At 67.2% G+C, this 18,442-nt stretch carries 20 protein-coding genes and 1 pseudogene; 4 read left to right on the top strand and 17 right to left on the bottom strand.

Annotated features, from left to right (window positions below):
• Positions 1-5: 5 nt before the first annotated feature.
• The 13 genes from J0J01_RS14055 to J0J01_RS13995 all read right to left on the bottom strand — a co-directional run bounded on the left by J0J01_RS14055 (position 6) and on the right by J0J01_RS13995 (position 11,033).
• A complete protein-coding gene (locus J0J01_RS14055; protein ID WP_296381558.1) occupies positions 6-359 on the bottom strand; it encodes a type II toxin-antitoxin system RelE/ParE family toxin in 354 nt (117 codons plus the stop codon).
• Positions 360-407: 48 nt separating this feature from the next.
• Entirely contained in the window at positions 408-560 is a 153-nt protein-coding gene (locus J0J01_RS14050; RefSeq protein ID WP_296381556.1) for a hypothetical protein, read from the bottom strand.
• Between the two features lie 84 nt (positions 561-644).
• Positions 645-842, bottom strand: coding sequence for a hypothetical protein (locus J0J01_RS14045; protein WP_296381555.1), 198 nt, complete (start codon positions 840-842; stop codon positions 645-647).
• Positions 839-1,192 (bottom strand): DUF4387 domain-containing protein, encoded by a 354-nt coding sequence (locus J0J01_RS14040; protein WP_296381553.1) that lies wholly within the window; start codon positions 1,190-1,192, stop codon positions 839-841. Before J0J01_RS14040 ends, J0J01_RS14045 begins: the two co-directional genes overlap by 4 nt.
• Before the next feature lies 1 nt (position 1,193).
• Positions 1,194-2,555, bottom strand: coding sequence for an acyclic terpene utilization AtuA family protein (locus J0J01_RS14035; protein WP_296381551.1), 1,362 nt, complete (start codon positions 2,553-2,555; stop codon positions 1,194-1,196).
• Positions 2,552-3,928 carry an LLM class flavin-dependent oxidoreductase gene (locus tag J0J01_RS14030; protein WP_296381549.1) on the bottom strand — a complete coding sequence of 459 codons (1,377 nt, stop codon included), beginning with the start codon at positions 3,926-3,928 and terminating at the stop codon, positions 2,552-2,554. The genes J0J01_RS14035 and J0J01_RS14030 overlap by 4 nt, the downstream gene beginning before the upstream one ends.
• A gap of 26 nt (positions 3,929-3,954) precedes the next feature.
• The gene (locus J0J01_RS14025; protein WP_296381547.1) at positions 3,955-4,938 is read right to left on the bottom strand and encodes a tripartite tricarboxylate transporter substrate binding protein; all 984 of its coding nucleotides are present in this window, start codon (positions 4,936-4,938) and stop codon (positions 3,955-3,957) included.
• Positions 4,939-5,039: 101 nt separating this feature from the next.
• Entirely contained in the window at positions 5,040-5,978 is a 939-nt protein-coding gene (locus J0J01_RS14020) for a LysR family transcriptional regulator (RefSeq protein ID WP_296381544.1), read from the bottom strand.
• A 91-nt stretch (positions 5,979-6,069) separates the two neighbouring features.
• Positions 6,070-7,005 (bottom strand): transporter, encoded by a 936-nt coding sequence (locus tag J0J01_RS14015; RefSeq protein WP_296381542.1) that lies wholly within the window; start codon positions 7,003-7,005, stop codon positions 6,070-6,072.
• 21 nt (positions 7,006-7,026) lie between these two features.
• The gene (locus J0J01_RS14010; RefSeq protein WP_296381541.1) at positions 7,027-8,751 is read right to left on the bottom strand and encodes an amidohydrolase; all 1,725 of its coding nucleotides are present in this window, start codon (positions 8,749-8,751) and stop codon (positions 7,027-7,029) included.
• 115 nt (positions 8,752-8,866) lie between these two features.
• The gene (locus tag J0J01_RS14005) at positions 8,867-9,157 is read right to left on the bottom strand and encodes a YciI family protein (protein WP_296381539.1); all 291 of its coding nucleotides are present in this window, start codon (positions 9,155-9,157) and stop codon (positions 8,867-8,869) included.
• A 10-nt stretch (positions 9,158-9,167) separates the two neighbouring features.
• Positions 9,168-10,130 (bottom strand): tripartite tricarboxylate transporter substrate binding protein, encoded by a 963-nt coding sequence (locus tag J0J01_RS14000; protein ID WP_296381538.1) that lies wholly within the window; start codon positions 10,128-10,130, stop codon positions 9,168-9,170.
• A 9-nt stretch (positions 10,131-10,139) separates the two neighbouring features.
• Positions 10,140-11,033: a TauD/TfdA family dioxygenase gene (locus tag J0J01_RS13995; protein WP_296381536.1), complete on the bottom strand. Its 894-nt coding sequence runs from the start codon at positions 11,031-11,033 to the stop codon at positions 10,140-10,142.
• Positions 11,034-11,119: 86 nt separating this feature from the next.
• Between J0J01_RS13995 and J0J01_RS13990 the strand changes: the two genes are divergently transcribed.
• The gene (locus tag J0J01_RS13990; protein ID WP_296381534.1) at positions 11,120-12,055 is read left to right on the top strand and encodes a LysR family transcriptional regulator; all 936 of its coding nucleotides are present in this window, start codon (positions 11,120-11,122) and stop codon (positions 12,053-12,055) included.
• Between the two features lie 41 nt (positions 12,056-12,096).
• A complete protein-coding gene (locus J0J01_RS13985) occupies positions 12,097-12,687 on the top strand; it encodes a nitroreductase (protein ID WP_296381532.1) in 591 nt (196 codons plus the stop codon).
• 270 nt (positions 12,688-12,957) lie between these two features.
• Here the strand turns inward: J0J01_RS13985 and yghU are convergent, their stop codons facing one another.
• Positions 12,958-13,842 carry a glutathione-dependent disulfide-bond oxidoreductase gene (gene yghU / locus J0J01_RS13980; RefSeq protein ID WP_296381530.1) on the bottom strand — a complete coding sequence of 295 codons (885 nt, stop codon included), beginning with the start codon at positions 13,840-13,842 and terminating at the stop codon, positions 12,958-12,960.
• 78 nt (positions 13,843-13,920) lie between these two features.
• On the opposite strand from yghU, the pseudogene J0J01_RS32715 reads away from it, so the two are divergent.
• A pseudogene (locus tag J0J01_RS32715) lies at positions 13,921-15,026 on the top strand (glycoside hydrolase family 172 protein).
• A 23-nt stretch (positions 15,027-15,049) separates the two neighbouring features.
• Positions 15,050-15,505, top strand: a complete 456-nt coding sequence (locus J0J01_RS13965; protein ID WP_296381528.1) for a metallophosphoesterase family protein — start codon at positions 15,050-15,052, stop codon at positions 15,503-15,505.
• A gap of 7 nt (positions 15,506-15,512) precedes the next feature.
• On the opposite strand, the gene J0J01_RS13960 is transcribed toward J0J01_RS13965, so the two are convergent.
• The 3 genes from J0J01_RS13960 to J0J01_RS13950 form a co-directional block, all read right to left on the bottom strand.
• Positions 15,513-16,673, bottom strand: a complete 1,161-nt coding sequence (locus J0J01_RS13960) for a hypothetical protein (RefSeq protein WP_296381526.1) — start codon at positions 16,671-16,673, stop codon at positions 15,513-15,515.
• 123 nt (positions 16,674-16,796) lie between these two features.
• Entirely contained in the window at positions 16,797-17,231 is a 435-nt protein-coding gene (locus tag J0J01_RS13955; RefSeq protein WP_296381524.1) for a cupin domain-containing protein, read from the bottom strand.
• 21 nt (positions 17,232-17,252) lie between these two features.
• The gene (locus tag J0J01_RS13950) at positions 17,253-18,245 is read right to left on the bottom strand and encodes a tripartite tricarboxylate transporter substrate binding protein (protein ID WP_296381522.1); all 993 of its coding nucleotides are present in this window, start codon (positions 18,243-18,245) and stop codon (positions 17,253-17,255) included.
• Positions 18,246-18,442 lie beyond the last annotated feature (197 nt).

The raw sequence follows: 18,442 nt of genomic DNA, 5'->3' as shown, positions 1-18,442 counted from the left end.
GCCTCCTAATCCTCGAATTCCTTCTTCCGCCTGCGGGCCATGGCCAAATCCGCATCGGGCGTCTTCTGGGTCTTCTTGATGAAGCCGTGCAGGACCAAGATCCGGTCGTCCTGGATGCAGAACAACGTCCTGGCGATGGTCCGACTCGGCAACTCGCTGCGAACTTCCCAAAGCCCCTCGCCGAGGGGCCGACACAGCGGCATGCCGATCGGCCATCTATACTGCACGCGCATCAGATCCTGACCGATCGCCCCTCTGTCCTTCTCGTCCAGAGAACGCAGCCAGTCCCGCACCACCTCTTTCCCGGAACGGGTACCGTAAAAAACGACGGGAATTTTCCCCGGCCCGTCACGCTTCATAGTGGCCTATATATAGGGCATGAACCATAAAATGTCCATGCCGGCCGATCAGACGATGCAGAGCTTCATGAGCGCGGCGAGCGACGGGGCCTGTTCAAGGCCATAGACCGCGGCGATCAGCTGCTCGGCCTGCGTCGCCGGGATCGCGCGGGTGGCATTCTTCAGGAACTTCTGCTCGATCGCGGCGCGCGGCGAGCCCATGGGCCAGCACGCCGTTGACCAGCGCGGCCGACGGCGCCGGCAGCTTCGCGCCGCTGCCGATCGCGGTGGCCTGGCTGCCCTCGCTCAACGCCTGAGCGCCGCGCAAAATCGACTCGCCGAAATCGAAGCGCGACGAGGCGAGATGCCGAACGCATCGAGCAGATGCTCCCGGGCGAGCGTCAGCACCTCGCCCGGTACGTTGGCGAGATCGAGGTCGAGCGCGAAGCGGCCGAGCTTCTCGGACTCCGTAGCGTTGGCCATCACGGGCGTCACGACGTTCATCGAGCCTGGTCCGAGGTCCTGAGGTTAGATTGGGTGTCGATCATGATGTCCATCAGCGGCGCATGCTGGGCGGCGCCGAAGGTGTCGCGCTCCCCGCTCGAGCCCTGCTGCCAGCGCCGCTTGACCGTCATCTTGAAGGCCATGGCGGGGTCGAAGAACATCGCCACCAGGATGTCGTCGACCGGGATGTTGTAGAGCCTGGCGAGCTTCTCCGCGGTCAGCGCGCCGCTCTTCTTGACCTCCTCGTAGGCCGGCTTGCGGTCGAAGATGATGTCGAAGGTGAGCTCGAACGGCCCCGCATTCTTGCTGCGGATGACCTGGGCGAGCTCGCGCAGGGGGATCGCGGCCACGTCAGATCTCCATGTAGCGGATCGGGAACATGTCGGTCGGGGAATCGACCTCCATCAGGTGATAGACGCTGAAGCGGCAGACCGGTCCGGTCGGCGTCTCCGGCGGATTGAGCGGGATCGCGAAATTGCCGGCGGTCGCCATCTGTCCCGGATAGGCCGAGTGCAGCACCGCGATGCGGGTGCTGTTGCAGATGTCGTTGGCGAGCGCCTGGGTCGGCGCCGTCACCTCGCCCATCAGCCCGACCTCGTGCGGCACGACATGGCGCATCGGCTCCATCTCGCCCATCACCGCGTCGCGGCCGTAGACGTGGAACATCATGCTCGCCTCGCCCGAGACGAGCTGCGGGAAGATGCTCTCGGCGCGCTTGCGGACGTTGGCTAGGAAGGCGTCGAGCTGGCCGATCAGGATCGGATCGCGCAGGCCGCCGATGAAGATCGTGCGGTAGCCGACGATCGACGCACCCTCGAGCTTCACGCTGTACTTGTTGGTCGGCACGAACACGCCGCCGCTCACCCGCGTGCGGCGATGGTCGAGCGCCTCGTACTTCGCGTTGGCGAGATGCAGCGCGCCGCCGGGGCCCGGCAGGATGTCGGGCCGGCCCTTCTCGTAGAGCGTATGCGCGGCGACCGACAAAGGCGTGCAGCGCTCGGCCGGGTTCATCGGCTCGAGGTCGAAGCTGTCCCTGCGGATCGTCGCCTTGATCACGCGGCCCTTGGGCTCGGCGCAGGCGGCGCCGCATTCGACGATCTTGCCCATGTGCCAGTAGACGCCGGGCTCGAAGCCCTTGGTCATGCAGAGCGCGGCATGCGGCGCCGGATCGTAGGAGCGGCCGCTGACGATGATGTCGATGTCCGGCCGCTCGGTGAGCACCTTGGCGAACGGCTCGGCGCCGATCTGCGCCACGATCTCGACCGCCTCGTCGATCGCCGAGGTGCTGAGATTGCCCGACGGCCCGCATTCGGTGATCCGGCCCTCGCGCAGGCGGGCGTGGATCATCGCCCGATCGACGCTGGAGTAGATCGCGGCCAGCTTGAACTTGTAGCCGTTGGCCGCCGAGAGCTCGCGGATCAGGTCGATCATGAAGTCGACCTGCGCGTCGGTGCCGGCGCCGCCGGCCGAGCTGATGATCAGCGGGATCTTGCGCTCCCAGGCCGCCTTGAGCATCAGCGACACGTCGCGCGCGTAGGCCTCGCGCGTCACGATCGTCTTGCCCAGCCCCAGCAGGTACGGGCCGGGATCGGTCGAGCCCGAATCGACGATCATGGCGTCCACCCCGCTCTCGATACCGCGCCAAAAGTGCTCGGCCGGCACGCCGTAGCCCAGCATGCCCTGCGGCGTGAGGATGCGAAGTTCTTGGGTCATGCGCGCCTCCGTTCGGTGTTCTTTCGCCAGCTTCGCGTCGCCGGCCGCGGCAGTCCCAGCGCATCGCGCAGGGTCGTGCCGGGATACTCGCGCCGGAACAGGCCGCGCCGCTGCAGCTCGGGCACGACCAGCCGCGCGATGTCCTCGTAGGTGCCCGGGATCTTCGACGCCGTCAGGACGAAGCCATCGCACGCCATCTTGAACCATTCCTCCATCTCGTCGGCGACTTGGGTGGGCGTGCCGCAGAACACCGGGCCGTCGTTGAACTGGCCACGGCCCGAGGCCTCGACGAAGTCGCGCACCGACGGGTTCTTCCTGCCGGTCTTGGCGATCACCTTGTCACGCAGGCTGTGCCACGACACCGACGCCAGCTCCTGGTCGGTGAAGGGCTGGTCGTAGTCCCACTTGGCGAAATCGACATTCAGCACCTCGCAGAGCAGCGCCAGCGAATCGATCGGCTTGGCGAGCGAGGCGGCAAGCGCCCGCTGCTCCTCTGCCTGCGCCGCGGTCTCGGCGACGATCACCTTCACCGCCGGAGCGATCTTGACCATCGACGGATCGCGACCGGCCTTCTCGACTTCGCCCTTCAGATAGGCGTAGTTCTTGCGGCCGATCTCCAGCGACGGGTACGAGGCGAAGACCAGCTCCGCCCAGCAGGCCGCGAAGGCCATGCCGCGGCCGCTCTGGCCCGCCTGCAGCAGCACCGGATGGCCCTGCGCCGAGCGCGGCACGGTGAGCGGCCCCTTCGAGCTGAAGTATTTGCCGCGATAGTCGAGGCGATGGACCTTGTCGGGATCGGCGAACCGGCCGGTCTGCTTGTCGACGATCAGCGCGTCGTCCTCCCAGGAGTCCCACAGGCTGGTGACGACCTCCATGAACTCGTCGGCGCGGTCGTAGCGCAGATCGTGCTCGAGGTGCTCCTCGTGCCCGAAATTCTCCGCCTCGGAGTTGTTGAGCGAGGTGACGACATTCCAGGCAACGCGGCCCTTGGTCATCAGGTCGAGGGTCGCGAACAGCCGCGCGACGTGGAACGGCTCGTAATAGGTCGTCGAGTAGGTCGAGCCGAGGCCGAGCCGCGTCGTCGCCGCGGCCATGCTCATCAGCACCACGGTCGGATCGAGCTTCACGCAGCGGATGCCGTTGGCCACCGTCTCGCGATGGTCGTCGCCGTAGATGTCGGGCATCGCCAGGCGATCGTCGAAGAAGGCCAGGTCGAACCTGGCGTCCTCCAGCGTGCGCGCGATGCGCTGGTAGTATTCCGGCGAGTTGAAGTCGGACATCGACGCCGGATGGCGCCACGAGGCGACGTAGTTCGAGCAGTTCTGCGCCTGCATGAAGGCGATCAGGCTCATTTGGCGGGGGACTTGCGGCATCGCGATCTCCTTCTCAGTCGACCTGTTCAGTCTACTTGGGCACCCGAAGCGGCGACCGCCTTGCCCCACTTGTCGATCTCCTTGCGCAGGAAGGCCTCGAGCTCGGCCGGCGTGCCCGGGCGCGGCTGCGCATAGGTCTTGGCGAAATTCTCGGTCATGTCCTTCGACGCCAGCCCCTTGTTGGCCGCCTCGTTGAGGCGGGCGACGACCGGCGCCGACGTCCCGGCAGGCGCCACGAACGCGGCCCAGGTCACCGCCTCGAAGCCGGGCAGCCCCTGCTCGGCGATCGTCGGAACGTCGGGCATGATGGGCAGGCGTGCCGCGACGCTAGTGGCCAGCACCTTGACCGACTTGGCCTGGATGTAGGGCACGATGGAGCTCGCCGATTCGAAGGCGAAGTCGATCCGTCCCGCCATCAGGTCGTTCAGCATGCCGGGCGTGCCCTTGTAGGGCACGTGCATCATGTCGAGGCCCAACTCCTTCTTGAGCAGCTCCATGGCGATGTGCTGCGTCGAGCCGCTGCCCCCCGAGCCGTAGGCCGTCTTGCCGGGATGGGCCTTCGCATAGGCGACCGCCTCGCCGAACGAGTTGACCGGCAGGTCGGGTGCGGCGACCAGGAACATCGGGCTGACCCAGAGCAGCGCCACCGGAGCGAAATCCTTCAACGGGTCGTAAGGCAGCTTGCGGAACAGGCTGGGATTGATCGCCAGAGTCGCGGTCGAGCCGAACAGGAAGGTGTAGCCGTCGGGCGCGGCGCCCTTCACGAACTGATGGGCGATGATGCCGGTCGCGCCCGGCTTGTTGTCGACATAGACCGACTGCTTGAGCTCCTCCGCCATCTGCCTGGCCATCAGCCGCGCGCCGATGTCGGAGGCCTGGCCGGCGGGAAAGCCGACCACGAGCTGGAGGGTGCGGTTCGGATAGTCGTCCTGGCCGAACGCCGTGCCCGACGCCGCGACCGCCATCGGGGCGGCAACGAGGGTTCGGGCGAAGCTGCGCCTGCTGATCATGTTTCCTCCGGCAAAGTCTTGGCCCTGCGGCTTGCCCGTCATCTAAGGGCCGGCGGCAGCCAGGAACAAATCGCCAGAGCGAATTGATTGATAGCCCTGACCTATAAGCGGTCCGACAGCGCCTGCCGCAAGTGCCGGCAGAAGCGGCGGACGACCAGGTTGGGCTTCGCGTCGCGCAGCATGACGAGGGAGAAGGTCCGCCGGAACGTGATGCCCTCGATCTCAACCATGACGTGGCCGGCCTGCAGGCTGTGGCGCGCCATGACGCGCGGCAGCAGCAAAATGCCCATACCGGCATCTACCATGCCCATCAGCGTCATCAGGTTGCCGGCCGAGTGGGCGGGCTTGAGCGCGAGCCTGTGGCGCGCCACCTCGGCCGCGATGCGCGTCTTCATGCCGTCGTACTGCTCGAGCATCATCAGCGGGAAGGCCGCCATCTCGTCGAGCGTGGCGCGCCGCGACCTCGCCAGCGGATGGCCGGGCGGCACGACCAGCACGATCGGCTCGTTGCGCAGCGGCAGCGCCCGGAACCTCTTGTCGGTGCCGTCGAAATGGATGACGCCCAAGTCGGCGTCGCCGGTGGCGACGGCTTGCACCGCATCCTTGTGGCGCAGATCGCGGAGCTGGACGTCGACGCCGGGATAGCGCTCGCGATGGCTGCGCAGCACGTCGGGCAACATGGTCGCGGCAACCATCTGGGTGGCGGCCACGACGACCCGGTTGCGCGAGGCCGCCGCGTCGCGCCGGAACTGGTCGACGAGGCCGCGGAGCCCTGCGAGCGTGCGGTCTGCCTCGGCGCGCAGCAGCATGCCGCGCCGCGTCGGCTCGACCTTGCGCGTCGTGCGCACCAGCAGCTTGGCGCCGAGCGACGCCTCGAGCCGCTGGATGCGGCCGCTCACCGAGGGCTGGGTGATGTTGAGCTGGCGCGCTGCGGCGCTGAAGCTACCGAGGCTGGCCACCGCGATGAAGGTCTCGAGATCGACGATCTCGATGCGCAGCGGCGCCGACGGCGGCGCCGTGCTTTTCGCCCTTCGCGGCACCAGGGCGCGAGAGCGAGGTCGTCCCACGGCTGCGCTTCCACGTTCAGTTGAGCGTGGAAGGATAGAGCATCCGCCGGACCCGGGCGAGCGGTCAGAACTTCCACGACATGGTGAGCTGGCCCCAGTCGCCGTGCAGGCGATTGGTGTCGGACAGGTCATGCAGCCACTTGGCGATGATCACGTAGCGTCCCTTGAGCTGCTCGGGCGCCCACATCACCGCGGGCCCGATGCCGACCGATTGGCCCATGAACGAGCCGAGCTTGGCGCCCGCGCCGCTGTCGCCCTCGATCTGCTTGTACCAGTAGCCCTGGAAGCCGACCGCGACGGTCGGCGCCACGAACTGGTTCACCATGAAGTCGAGATGGAACTCGGTGCCGGTCCTGTAGCTGGTCGCCGGATTCATCGTGTTGATCATCAGGCCCGGCAGGACGGAGACCTCCGTCCCGGTCGCCTTGTGGAACCAGGTCAAGGCGGCCTGGGTATCGAAAGCCCAGTAGTTGCGGCCGACGTTGATGGTCGCCTGGGGATCGTAGTGGCCGATCGGCGCCACCACGAGCTGGGCCAGCTTGGCGTTGAACTCGCCGAAGTTCCAGTAGAGCGCGAACGGCGTCAGGATCGAATCGCCGATGTTGGTGTCCGAGGCGGTCCCGGAGAACGAGCCGATGTCGCGCACCTGAAGCCCCAGCGTCGCCGTGCTGTAGGCGATCGGCACCGCCGCGCCGACCTGCAGGCGGCCACCCAGTACCGGCTGCTCGAAGGTGTAGGTGCCGGCCACGAAGTTGAACACCGCGAAGGCGTTCAGGCCGACGGTCGCGCGGCCGTTGAGCACGGCACGGTCGGTGTTGCCGCCGAAGATCAGGGTCTGGCTCGCCACCGCGAAGCCGGGGTCCGGCGGAACCGCCACCATGAACGAGCCGAAGCCGCCGGCGAAGTAGTAGCTCCCTGCGCCCTCGCTCGCCTCCGCCATGCCTGCCCCCAGGCAGGCCGCCGCGCCTGCCAGCCAGGCCAATCCGTTACCGATCTTCACTGTCGTCCCCCGAAAAAGCTTCTAGGCGTGGAAACGGCGTTCGCCGTCGAGCCACGTCTCGCGCACGCCGATCGAGCCGATGGTCGCCGGATCGACCTTGGTCGGATCCTTGTCGAGCACCACGAGGTCGGCCGCCTTGCCGGCCTCGATCGAGCCGGTGAAGTCGCGCTGGCACTGCCAGGCGGCGTCGGCGGTCACCATGCGCAGCGCCGCCTCGACCGGCACGCGCTCGGCCGGGTTCAGCACCTCGCCGCCGTCGCGCATGATGCGGGTGACGGCCTGCTCCACCTTGTCCAGCGGGCCGATCTCCGTGACGTTCCAGTCGGAATGGAGCGAGGGCCTGAGGCCGGCCTTGAGCACCGACGCGCACGGATCGATCAGGTTGGCGCGCTCGGGCCCCAGGATGTTGTCGCGGAAGGCGCGGCCCCAGAAGTGGACGTGGCCGATCAGGAAGGACGGCGACAGGTCGAGCGCCTTGAGCCGGGCGATCTGCTCGGGGTGCAGCACCGAGCAATGCTCGATGCGATGGCGATGGCCGGTGCGCGGCTTGGCCTTCAGCACGGTCTCGTAGGCGTCGAGCGTCACGTCGATCGCCGCGTCGCCGTTGGAGTGGACGCAGACTTGCCAGCCGTCGTCGTGCGCCTCGCGGATCGCCGCGGTCAGTTCGGCCTGCGTGTAGTTCAGCGAGCCGCGGCTGGTCGAGTTGAGGTAGGGCGCGCGCTGATAGCCGGTCATCGCCTGGTTGGAGCCGTCCGACCACGCCTTGATGGCGCCGATGCGGAAGCGGTCGTCGCCGAAGCCCGGCCTCAGCCCTGCCGCGAGCCACGCCTTCATCTGGGTGGACACCAGGGCGCCGCCGAAGCGGACCGGCGGGTTCGTCGCCATCACCTTCTGCAGCAGGGTCAGGTGATCGGTGCCCGACATGCCGATGCCGGCGTCGAACAGGCCGGTGCAGCCACGGCTCGCCGCCGTCTGGAACAGCCGCTGGATCGAGGCGAAGACCTGCTCGGGCGTCGGCTGGGGCATCTTTGCGGTGAAGGGCATCAACGCGGCCGCCTCCTCGAGGCGGCCGGTCAGGTTGCCGTTGGCGTCGCGCTCGTAGCGCGCCTGCGGCGGGTCGGGCGTGTCGCGCGTGACGCCGGCGACCTGGAGCGCCTTGGAGTTCACGTGCGCGACATGGCCGTTCGACTCGTGCAGGAAGAGCGGATTGTTGGGCGCGATCTGGTCGAGCAGCGCGAGGTCGATCTTCGTCTTGCCGGGCGTGATGCTCGCGTCGAACTGCCAGGCCTGGACCCACGCGCCGGGTGCCGCCTTCGCGGCCGCCGCCTTGAGCTTGCCGACGATCTCCTCGACTGACTTGTTGGCGAAGGGGCTGGCATCCAGCCAGCCCTCGAAGAGCACGAAGATGGTGTGCATGTGCGGGTCCATCAGGCCCGGCAGCAAGGTACCGCCCGCGAGATCGACCACCTTGGTCTGCGGCGTGCGCAGCCCCTCGAGCTCGCTCTCTGAGCCCACCGCCATGATCTTGCCGTCGGCGACCGCCACGGCGCCAGCCGCGGGCTTCGCCGGATCCATCGTGATCACCGTGCCGTTACGGAACAGGACCTCGGCGCGGCGGCTCTGGGCACGCGTTGCCGCCGGCAGGACGGCAGACGCGGCGAGAAGGGCGCCACCGGCAAACAGCCTCCTGCGCGATGTCATGAGGTTCAGAAGGCTCATCGCGCCGGGATTGCACGCCACACACATATATTACGCCCTCAGTGTTCGGTACCGGACAAACTTGGCCGGACCTTATCTTCACACCAACTGACCGTCAAAGAATTCCGCGCCGTCCCAAGCCGTCCACCGGGGCGGGACGGCTTCAGGCAGAGCCTGGATTCCAGTGGCTCTTGCGCATCGCCGTGATCGTCACCGTGCCGAACACGCCGGCCGCGGTGAACGGGTCGTTCTTCGCGAACGCTTCGGCCGCGGCACGGTCCGCCACGTTGACGATGTAGAGGCTGCCGACCGGCTGGTCGGCGGCGTCGGTCAGCGCCCCGCCCACGACCAGGATGCGCTTCTGGCCGACGAGGTAATCCTTGTGCGGGGCGAGGTACTGGCTGCGGATGGCGTCGACGCCCTTGGCATCGACGCAGTGCACGGCAAACAACATCGACCGACTCCTACTGATCGACCCGCAGGCCGACGTCCTTGACCAGCTCGCTGAAGCGCTTGGTCTCGTCGACGACGAACTTGGAGAACTCGGCCGGCGGCAGGTAGGCGGGTTCCGCGCCTTGCTCCTCGACCTTCTTGCGCACCGCCGGATCGGCGAGCGCCTTCGCGGTCTCCTTGGTCATCCTGTCGATCACGTCGGCCGGCGTGCCCGCGGGCATCAGCAGGCCCATCCAGAGGCTGACGTCGAAGCCCGGATAGCCGAGCTCCGCCACCGTCGGCAGATCCGGCATCTGGGCGATGCGCTTGGAGGTGCCGACCGCCAGCGCCCGCAGCTTGCCGGCCTTCACCAGGCTGAGGCCCGACGGCACGTTGATGAACATCATCGGGACCTGGCCCGCGACGACATCCTGCACCGCCGCAGCACTGCCCTTGTAGGGCACGTGGGTGATGTCGACCTTGGCGGCGCGCTTCAGCATCTCGGCCGCGACATGCGGCGGCGTGCCGTTGCCGGTCGAGGCGTAGGTCAGGCCGCCCTTCTTGGCGAGCGCGATCAGCTCGGCGAGGTTGTCGGCCGGGACCTGCGGGTTGACGACCAGGATGAACGGCAGGATCGCGACCTGCCCGACCGACGCGAAGTCCTTGATCGAATCGAACGGCAGCTTGCCCTCGAACAGCGCGGGATTCATGGCGTGGTTGTTGGACGCCATGACCATCGTGTAGCCGTCGGGGGCCGACTTGGCGACGATCTCGGTGCCGACGATCGTGCTGGCGCCCGGCCGGTTGTCGACCAGCACGGTCTGGCCGAAGTCCTCGGTCATCTTCTGCGCGAGGATGCGGCCCACGATGTCGGTGCCCGAGCCGGCCGGGAACGGCACGACCAGGCGGACCGGCTTGTCGGGATAGGGTTGCGCCTGCGCGCCCGCGGCGGCGACGAGCGCGAAGGCGGTGACGACCGCGGCAAGGACTCGCATGTGATCCCGCTACTCGGCTGCCATCTCGGCCGAAGTGAAGGTCTTGGGAATGATGTGCAGATCGGCCGGCAGATGAATCGTCGCCCGCTTCATCAGCCGCCGGTCGGTCGACGGGAACGGCTCACGCCGGTGCATCAGGCTGCCGTTGCTCCACAGCAGCACGTCGCCGACCTGCCAGTTGTGGGTGTAGACGAACTGCGGCTGGATCGCGTGTGCCGCCAGCGCGTCGAGCAGCGCGTTGCCCTCCGCCTCGCCCATGCCGACGACGCCGATGGTGGTGGTCGGGTCGAGATAGAGCGCCTTCTTGCCGCTCAGCGGATGGACGTGCACCAGCGGATGGATCACGTCGGGCGTCCGCTTGCGGCCCTCCTCCGGCAGCTTCTGGTCGGCGCCCTTGTATTTGTCGAGGCGCTTCTGATAGCGGAAGACCGCATTCTTGCCATCAACCGCCTGCTTGAGCCGCTCGGGCAGCGCCTCGTAGGCAGCGACCAGGTTGGTCCAATAAGTGCGGCCACCCTCAGCCGGAAGCTCGACGGCGTGGAGCGCCGCACCGGTCGCCGGGTTGGCCATGTAGGTCTGGTCGGAATGCCATTCGACCTCGCCGTCGCCCAGCCCGCCCAGTGGATTGCCGTTGCTGCCCTTGAGGTTGGTGATCAGGCCGATCTCGGGCCGCACCCGCGACGCCCAATCGGTGCGCACAGTGTGCTCGAGCGTGCCGAACAGGGCGCAGAAATCCGCGTACTCGTGCTCCGACAGCGGCTGCCGCCGGAACACCAGCACGCCATGCTCGCCGAACAGGCGGCGCAAACGCTCCACGTCCCCTGACGCCAGCGGTTCCCACAACCGCAGCCCCCTGACCTCGGCGGCGATGCCGGGTCCCAGCGCGTGCACTTCCATTGCCATGCGAGCCTCCTTCGGACGATGGCATTTGGGACCGTCCGCCCTCTTCTGTACAATGAATTGACTGCATAAAATTATTCGTGGAACGAATGCCCGACCGGCTCTTCCAGGGACGCATCCCGCGCCAGCTCCGCTCGGTGGATTTCCGCCTGCTGCTGGCCTTCGAGGCGCTGATCGCCGAGCGCCACGTCAGCCGCGCCGCCGCCGCGGTCGGCCTCAGCCAGCCGGCGATGAGCCATGCGCTGGCCAAGCTCAGGCAGCAGTTCCACGACCCGCTGCTGGCCCGCACCTCGACCGGCTTCGAGCCGACGCCCAAGGCATTGGAGCTGATCGAGCCGGTGCGCGAGGCGATCCGCCAGGTCAACCGGCTGTTCAGCGCGGGCTCGACCTTCGATCCCGCGGCTTCATCGGAAAGCTTCGCCATCCGCATGGGCGACATGAACGAGGTTCTGTTCCTGCCCCCACTGCTGCACGAGCTGGAGAAGCAGGCACCCAACATCACCGTGACCGTCCAGCATCTGCCGCCGTCGGAGACCGTGCGCGCGCTCGAGGCGAGCGCGATCGACTTCGCCGTCAGCGCGCTGATCAAGCACTCCAAGTCGGTGCACTCGCTGGAGCTCGCGAAGGACCGCATGGTGTGCGTCATGCGCAGGGGCCATCCGGCCGCCGCGGCCAACCGGCTGACGACGCGCGCCTTTCTCGGGCTGAGGCATCTGCGCATCGTGCAGTCGGCCGGCGACGTGCGCTTCGTCGAGGAAGCGCTGTTCAAGAACGGCCTGCAACGCAAGGTCATGGCAACGACGCCGCACTGGCTCGCCGCCTCCTATCTGGTGGAGACCAGCGACCTGGTGACCGCCCTGCCCGAAAGCATGGTGCGACGGCTGAACGTCGACGGCCGCTTCGCCGTCCGGCCGCTGCCGGTCGGAGGGGCTGAGTTTTCGTGGCGGCTGTACTGGCATCGCCGCTTCGATGCTCGGCCGGGCCATCGCTGGATCCGCAGCCTATTCGAGCAAATCCGCAAATGATAATCACTTGCATCTGACGAAACGGCACCCATAATCAGGGAATGGACCATACCCTCGAACGGCCGGTCGCCTCGTCGACGGCCCTGCACCTTTTATTGAGTCGGCAATCGTCGGGCGCGCTGGTGGAGCCGGCCCCGTCCGGCGCCGATCTCGACCTCATCCTCGACGCCGGCTTGCGTGCGCCCGATCACGGGCGCCTGCGGCCCTGGCGCTTCGTCATCATCCGGGACGACGCCAAACCGGCGTGGGCCGAGCGGGTCGCCGAGGCGATCGAACTGCGCGATCCCGAGAACGCCCCGGCGATGATCGAGAAGTATCGCGCCTGGGTGCAGCGCACTCCGCTGATCGTGGCACTCGGCGCGGAGATCCAGGCCAATCACAAGATCCCCGAGATCGAGCAGCTCCTGTCGGCCGGTGCCGCGGCGATGAACATGCTGAACGCCGCCCATTTCCTGGGCTACGGCGGCATGTGGGTGACCGGCGCCAATGCCTACGATCCGCGCGTCGCATCGGCGCTGGGCTTCGAGGCGCCGAGCCGCCTGGTCGGCTTCCTCGCGCTCGGCACGCCGCGGCCGGGGCCGAGCCTCGCGCGGCCCTCGCGCGACGTTCATGTCAGGGAGTGGCGCGGCTAGCTCACGACGACGCATCGGCCTTGCGCGACGCCAGCGCCATGGCGATCCCCCCGACTTTGCCCGGCGTCCCAATGATCATTTCGCCACCGGGAGGCCGCGAGAGCGATCAACGTCAAGAGGCAGGCAGGTGCCTTCATTCGAGGCTGGAACGCGTCTGTCGTCCTCACCCGTCATCCTGGGGACGATGACAGACGCGTTCCCGAGCCTCCTGTCCCCGGACTATCTTGCCCGTCCCAAATGCAGGGCTCCTGCCGCAAGGAAGTGGCGCCGCTAGGACGCCGCTTTGTTCGCGGCCGCTTCCAGCTTGTCCTGGGTGCGCAGCTCGAAGTCCGACGCGTCGTGGCGCTCGCGCAGCTGCTGGCTGGGATCGCCCTGCATGCGGTTGACGATGCGGCCGCGCTTGACCGTCGGACGTGCGCCGATCGCATCGGCCCAGCGATTGACGTTCTTGTACTCGTGGACGGCGAGGAACTCGGCCGAACCGTAGAGCAAGCCCTTGGCGAGGCCGCCGTACCACGGCCATACGGCGATGTCGGCGATGGTGTAGTCGTCGCCGGAGAGGTACTTGGTCTCGGCCAGCCGCCGGTCGAGCACGTCGAGCTGCCGCTTGGTCTCCATCGCGAAGCGGTCGATCGCATACTCGATCTTGCTCGGCGCGTAGGCATAGAAGTGGCCGAAGCCGCCGCCGAGATAGGGCGCGCTGCCCATCTGCCAGAACAGCCATGACAGGCACTCGGCGCGCGCCTCGCCCTCCTTCGGCAGGAAGGCGCCGAACTTCTCGGCCAGCCACACCAGGATCGCGCCCGATTCGAACACGCGGATCGGCTTCGATCCGCTGCGGTCGACCAGTGCCGGGATCTTGGAGTTGGGATTGGCGGCGATGAAGCCCGAACCGAACTGGTCGCCCTCGCCGATCCTGATGATCCAGGCGTCGTACTCGGCGCCCTTGTGGCCGAGCGCCAGCAGCTCCTCGAGCATGATGGTGACCTTCTGGCCGTTCGGCGTGCCGAGCGAATAGAGCTGCATCGGATGCTTGCCGACCGGCAGCTCCTTGTCGTGCGTGGGGCCGGCGATCGGACGGTTGATGTTGGCGAAGCGGCCGCCGTTGGCCTTGTTCCAGGTCCAGACCTTCGGCGGCGCGTAATCGGTGCTCATGGTCGAATTCCTTTGCCTGAGACTGAGTTGACCGCACTATGGCCCGCGCGGTGACGCCTGTTCAAATAGGGAGAACGAATGACGTCATTCAATGGGCTCGGGCTGCATCTCGGCATCCTGTCGCGCCTGTCGAACGCGAAAACCCGTTCGATCAGTCCGGAGAATTTCACCGGCGAACCCGGCCAGGGCGGCCGGGCGACCGAGGGCACCGGCGCCCTCCCGGCGCGCTCGCTCGGCCAGGGCTGGAAGGTGTCGCCGTCGATCGACATCGCCCCCGGCACCACCGCGGTGCTGGCCGATATCGAGGGGCCCGGCGCGCTGCAGCACATCTGGATGACCATCCGCGGCGGGCGCTGGCGCTTTCTCATCCTGCGCATGTTCTGGGACGACCAGACGGTGCCGTCGGTCGAATGTCCGGTCGGCGACTTCTTCGCCAACGGCTGGGAGCGCTATGCGCCGGTCAACTCGCTGGCCGTCTGCGTCAATCCGGGGCGCGCCTTCAACTGCTACTGGGAGATGCCGTTCCGCCGCCGCTGCCGGATCACGCTCACCAACATCGACGAGGTCGAGACGCGCCTCTACTACCAGGTCGACTACACGCTGACCGACGTGCCGGACGACGCGGCGTATTCCACGCAAGCTTCCGCCGCTCCAATCCGCTGCCCAACAAGACCGACCACACCATCATCGACGGCATCCGGGGCACGGGCCACTACGTCGGCACCTACATGGCATGGGGCAGCAACAACACAGGCTGGTGGGGCGAAGGCGAGGTCAAGTTCTTCATCGACGACGACCGGCAGTTCCCGACGATCTGCGGCACCGGCACCGAGGACTATTTCTGCGGCGCCTACAACTTCGACATCGGCGTCTGCGAGCCCGACCAGCCGCACGCCTACACCGAATTCTCGACCGCCTATGCCGGCCTCTGCCAGGTGATCCGCCCCGACGGCGTCTACAGATCGCAACAGCGCTTCGGCCTGTACCGATGGCACATCATGGACCCGGTCCGCTTCGACAACGAACTGTGCGTCACCATCCAGGCCCTCGGCTGGCGCCCCGACCGCGAGCGCCGCTACCTGCCTTTGCAGGACGACATCGCCTCCGTCGCCTTCTGGTACCAGACGCTGCCGAGTCAGCCGCTGAAGCCGCTGCCCGACCGCGATTATCTCGAAGTCATCTAGGCTGGGAGCGTTACGGGCCGACCATGATGATCGGCATCATCTCGGATACCCATGGTCTTCTCCGCCCCGAGGCGTGCGCGCGACTCGCGGGCGTCGACCATATCATCCATGCCGGCGACATTGGCCGCCCCGAGGTGATCTCAGGCCTCCGTGAACTCGCGCCGACAACAGCGATAAGAGGAAACGTCGACAAGGGTAAGTGGGCGGACGACCACGCGCACACCGAATGGCTCACGCTTGGCGGCCGGGTCATCTATGTGCTTCACAACCTCAACGAACTGGACCTCGATCCGGCGGCTGCCGGCATCGACGTCGTCGTCTCAGGTCATTCCCATCGTCCGAAGATCGAGACCGTCGCCGGCGTGCTCTACCTCAATCCCGGAAGTGCCGGGCCTCGCCGGTTCACCCTGCCGATTGCCCTCGCGACCCTCGAACTGACCGGCGATGCGCTGCGGCCGCACATTCATCACCTTGGCTGAGCGCTCGTCACGGCGCGCGGATAATCGCGAGGCCCGCCTTGCCTTCCCAGCGGTCGGCGTCCCCGAACCGGCCCATGTAGAGGTTGCCGTGCGAATCGCGCACGTCGCTTCCGGCGTAGAGGGCCGGTTCCAGTCGGCCCACGAGGGCGACCGAGCCGGTGGCGATCTCGTAGGCGTAGAGATTCGCGTCCTTCGAACGGTGCTGGCGAGGCACCCCGTAGATCTTCTTCTCATCGTTGGAGAGGGTGATGCCGTACAGCTGGTCGATGCGCTCGCCGGCGTCGTATTCGGCCTTGGGCAGCAAGTGCCCGAGATGTGTGATGACGTCGCTGCCGGTGTCGAGCCGGTAGAGCTCGCCGTTGACGGTGGAGAGATAGATCGTTTCGCCGTCACGGCTGCGGGTCTGCCCGTTCCAGAAGCCACCGGTGGCGCTGTAGGGCGTCGGTTTGTGGGTACCCGCCTTCAGATCGTAGACCCAGATGCTGTGGCTCTCCGCCCGCTGCGCCGGATCCTCCGTGCCGCGATAGGTGAAGATCTTTCCCTGCCTGGTCGCGACGATCTCCCGGCTCAGCGGATTGCCGAGGCGCCACGGAATCCCGGGCACGGTCCTTTCCACCCGTCCTTGCGCGTAGTCGAAGAGAACGATGTCACTCGTGGGATGGGCCAGCCCTGCCAGCAGCCCGTACCCGGGCACGGCGGCAAGGGCGACGATTCCGGTGTGCCTGGTCAGCACGCCCCCCGGGAGAAAACGGCTCTCCTCCTCCAGGGCATCGGCTGCCACGTCGTAGGCATAAAGATGCGCGCCGCGATACGTCGCAAGCGCGTCGATTGGCCCCTTCAAATCGTGGAAGCCCTGCGAGGCCATGTAGATCTTGCCGTGCGCCTCCACGAGGTGCGTGTGGCCTTTGGGAATTTCTTCGTTGCGCTGGAGATTGCCCGCCGCTGCGGCAACATCCATGAAGGTCCCCAGGAAGCGGCGACCGCCGGCCGAAGGCTCGTAGCGGAAGACGGCAAAATCCTCCCGCCCGTCCGGCCGCTTGCCGGTGAAGCCGATATAGACCCGCCCCTGCCGATCCAGGCCGATCGCGTCCCAGCACTGCTCCAGGACCATGCCGTGCGGTGCGAGGTCGTCGAACGTGATCGTCTGCTGCATCGGCAGGCGTCGCATGTGGCTTGCGTCCTGGGCTCGCACCGAAGAAGCAGCGACGGTGGCGAGTGCCAGGACAGCACTGCAGACCGCGGCGGCGGCTCTGTTCACCGGTGCCTCAAGCGATGGCGCTGCCGGCGATCTCTAGGCCTTGAAGCCCGCCGGCGGGTCGCACGGGCGGGTGCCCAGCTCGCCCGGGATCGAGACTTCGAGGATCTCCATCTCGTCGGCGGTGCGGATCTCGTTGTGGCGCAGGTAGCCCGGGATGAAGAGCGAATCGCCCTCCTCGACCTTGAGCGTGCGGCCGTCCTCGAACTGCAGCTCGACCCAGCCTTTCAGGATGTAGATGAACTGGCCGTCGCACTCGTGATAGTGCCAGCCGGTCGGCTCGCTGAGGCCCTGTGTCGCCTTCATGACCTGGGCGCGCATCGCGCCGGCGCTGCCGGCGGCCACGCCGAGATCGCGGTAGCTGAAGAACTCGCGCCGGCCCTTGACCAGCACCGGCTCGGCGATGCGGGCATGGGCAACCTTCTGATCGGACGTCCGGGTCGCTGACTGGGTGACTGAGTCGGGTGCCATGGCTTCCTCCTGGGTTGGGTCTCAGAGCTTGATGTCGGCCTTCTTGATGATCTCGGCGAACGACACGCGCTCGCGCCCGATCGTGGCGGCAAAGGTGGCAGAATCCTGGAAGCTCGCATAGTTGCCGCTCGTCACCAGCTTCTCGTTCACTGCCGGATCCTTGACCGCCTCGCCGATCGCGGCCGAAAGCTTGTCGATCGCGACCTGCGGCGTGCCCTTCGCGGCCAGGATGCCGTACCAGGCGTCGCCGCCGATCTTGCCCAGGCCCTGCTCCTTCAGGGTCGGCACGTCGGGCTTGCCCGGCCAGCGCCGCTCGCCCAGCACGGCGAAGCATTTCAGCCGGCCGGCCGCGATGTGCGGCAGCGTCGTCGGGTCGAACTGCACCTGGATCTGGCCGGACAGCAGGTCCTGGGTCGCCGGCGCGCTGCCCTTGTAGGGCACATGCACCATCTTCACGCCGGTCTCGAGGTTGAATATCTCGCCGTAGAGCTGGGTGATGGTGGCGAGCCCCGCCGAGCCGAAGTTGATCTTGCCGGGATTGGCCCTGGCGTAGGCGATGAACTCCTGGAGGTTGTTGGCCGGCACCTCGGGGTTGATGCCCATGCCCATCCACGAGGTCGCCGTCCGCGCCACCGCCACGAAGTCCTTCGCCGGATCGTAGGGCAGCGGCGGCAGGTGCTGGGTGATGCAGACCATCGCCGTGGTCGTGGTCAGGAAGGTGTAGCCGTCGGCCGGCGAATTCTTGACGTGCTCGGCGCCGATCGCGCCGCTGGCGCCGGCCCGGTTGTCGAACAGCACGCTCTGGCCGAGCAGCGCCGCGGCCCGCTCGAGCACCAGCCGAGTCGTGATGTCGGACGGCCCGCCGGGCGGATAGGGAATCACGATCCGGATCTGCCGGTTGGGCCATTCGCCCTGTGAGGCGCCCTGGGCCGCGACGATGGCCGGCGCGGCCAGCACGCCTGCCGACGCCGAGAGGAAGAGACGACGGTTGATCCGGTCCTTGGCGACACCCATGACGGCCGGGCCTCCCTATTTGCTTTTGCCGTCGATCATACACGCCCTCGGCCTCAACGCGCGCCATCGTCGTCGGGGCGGTACAATCGAGGAACAGCGGCGCTCGCGTGGCGCTTTCGGGGCGCTCGCAGGGTGATGTTGATGCAGCCATGCCACACCGTGCGACCAACCCGCACGCCGAGGCACGCCGACAGGTC

This window comes from Reyranella sp., assembly GCF_017305915.1.
Classification (GTDB): Bacteria; Pseudomonadota; Alphaproteobacteria; order Reyranellales; family Reyranellaceae; genus Reyranella.
Note: the sequence above shows the minus strand (reverse complement) of the source record. Positions and strands in the feature narration are given on the sequence as shown.

Coding starts and splice junctions, on each gene's coding strand:
- J0J01_RS14030 (WP_296381549.1), bottom strand. CDS start 3,928: ATGCCGCAAGTCCCCCGCCAAATGAGCCTGATCGCCTTCATGCAGGCG.
- J0J01_RS14035 (WP_296381551.1), bottom strand. CDS start 2,555: ATGACCCAAGAACTTCGCATCCTCACGCCGCAGGGCATGCTGGGCTAC.
- J0J01_RS14010 (WP_296381541.1), bottom strand. CDS start 8,751: ATGTGTGTGGCGTGCAATCCCGGCGCGATGAGCCTTCTGAACCTCATG.
- J0J01_RS13990 (WP_296381534.1), top strand. CDS start 11,120: ATGCCCGACCGGCTCTTCCAGGGACGCATCCCGCGCCAGCTCCGCTCG.
- J0J01_RS13960 (WP_296381526.1), bottom strand. CDS start 16,673: ATGCGACGCCTGCCGATGCAGCAGACGATCACGTTCGACGACCTCGCA.
- J0J01_RS13985 (WP_296381532.1), top strand. CDS start 12,097: ATGGACCATACCCTCGAACGGCCGGTCGCCTCGTCGACGGCCCTGCAC.
- J0J01_RS13965 (WP_296381528.1), top strand. CDS start 15,050: ATGATGATCGGCATCATCTCGGATACCCATGGTCTTCTCCGCCCCGAG.
- yghU (WP_296381530.1), bottom strand. CDS start 13,842: ATGAGCACCGATTACGCGCCGCCGAAGGTCTGGACCTGGAACAAGGCC.
- J0J01_RS14025 (WP_296381547.1), bottom strand. CDS start 4,938: ATGATCAGCAGGCGCAGCTTCGCCCGAACCCTCGTTGCCGCCCCGATG.
- J0J01_RS13955 (WP_296381524.1), bottom strand. CDS start 17,231: ATGGCACCCGACTCAGTCACCCAGTCAGCGACCCGGACGTCCGATCAG.
- J0J01_RS13995 (WP_296381536.1), bottom strand. CDS start 11,033: ATGGCAATGGAAGTGCACGCGCTGGGACCCGGCATCGCCGCCGAGGTC.
- J0J01_RS14055 (WP_296381558.1), bottom strand. CDS start 359: ATGAAGCGTGACGGGCCGGGGAAAATTCCCGTCGTTTTTTACGGTACC.
- J0J01_RS14050 (WP_296381556.1), bottom strand. CDS start 560: ATGGGCTCGCCGCGCGCCGCGATCGAGCAGAAGTTCCTGAAGAATGCC.
- J0J01_RS14000 (WP_296381538.1), bottom strand. CDS start 10,130: ATGCGAGTCCTTGCCGCGGTCGTCACCGCCTTCGCGCTCGTCGCCGCC.
- J0J01_RS13950 (WP_296381522.1), bottom strand. CDS start 18,245: ATGGGTGTCGCCAAGGACCGGATCAACCGTCGTCTCTTCCTCTCGGCG.
- J0J01_RS14005 (WP_296381539.1), bottom strand. CDS start 9,157: ATGTTGTTTGCCGTGCACTGCGTCGATGCCAAGGGCGTCGACGCCATC.
- J0J01_RS14045 (WP_296381555.1), bottom strand. CDS start 842: ATGAACGTCGTGACGCCCGTGATGGCCAACGCTACGGAGTCCGAGAAG.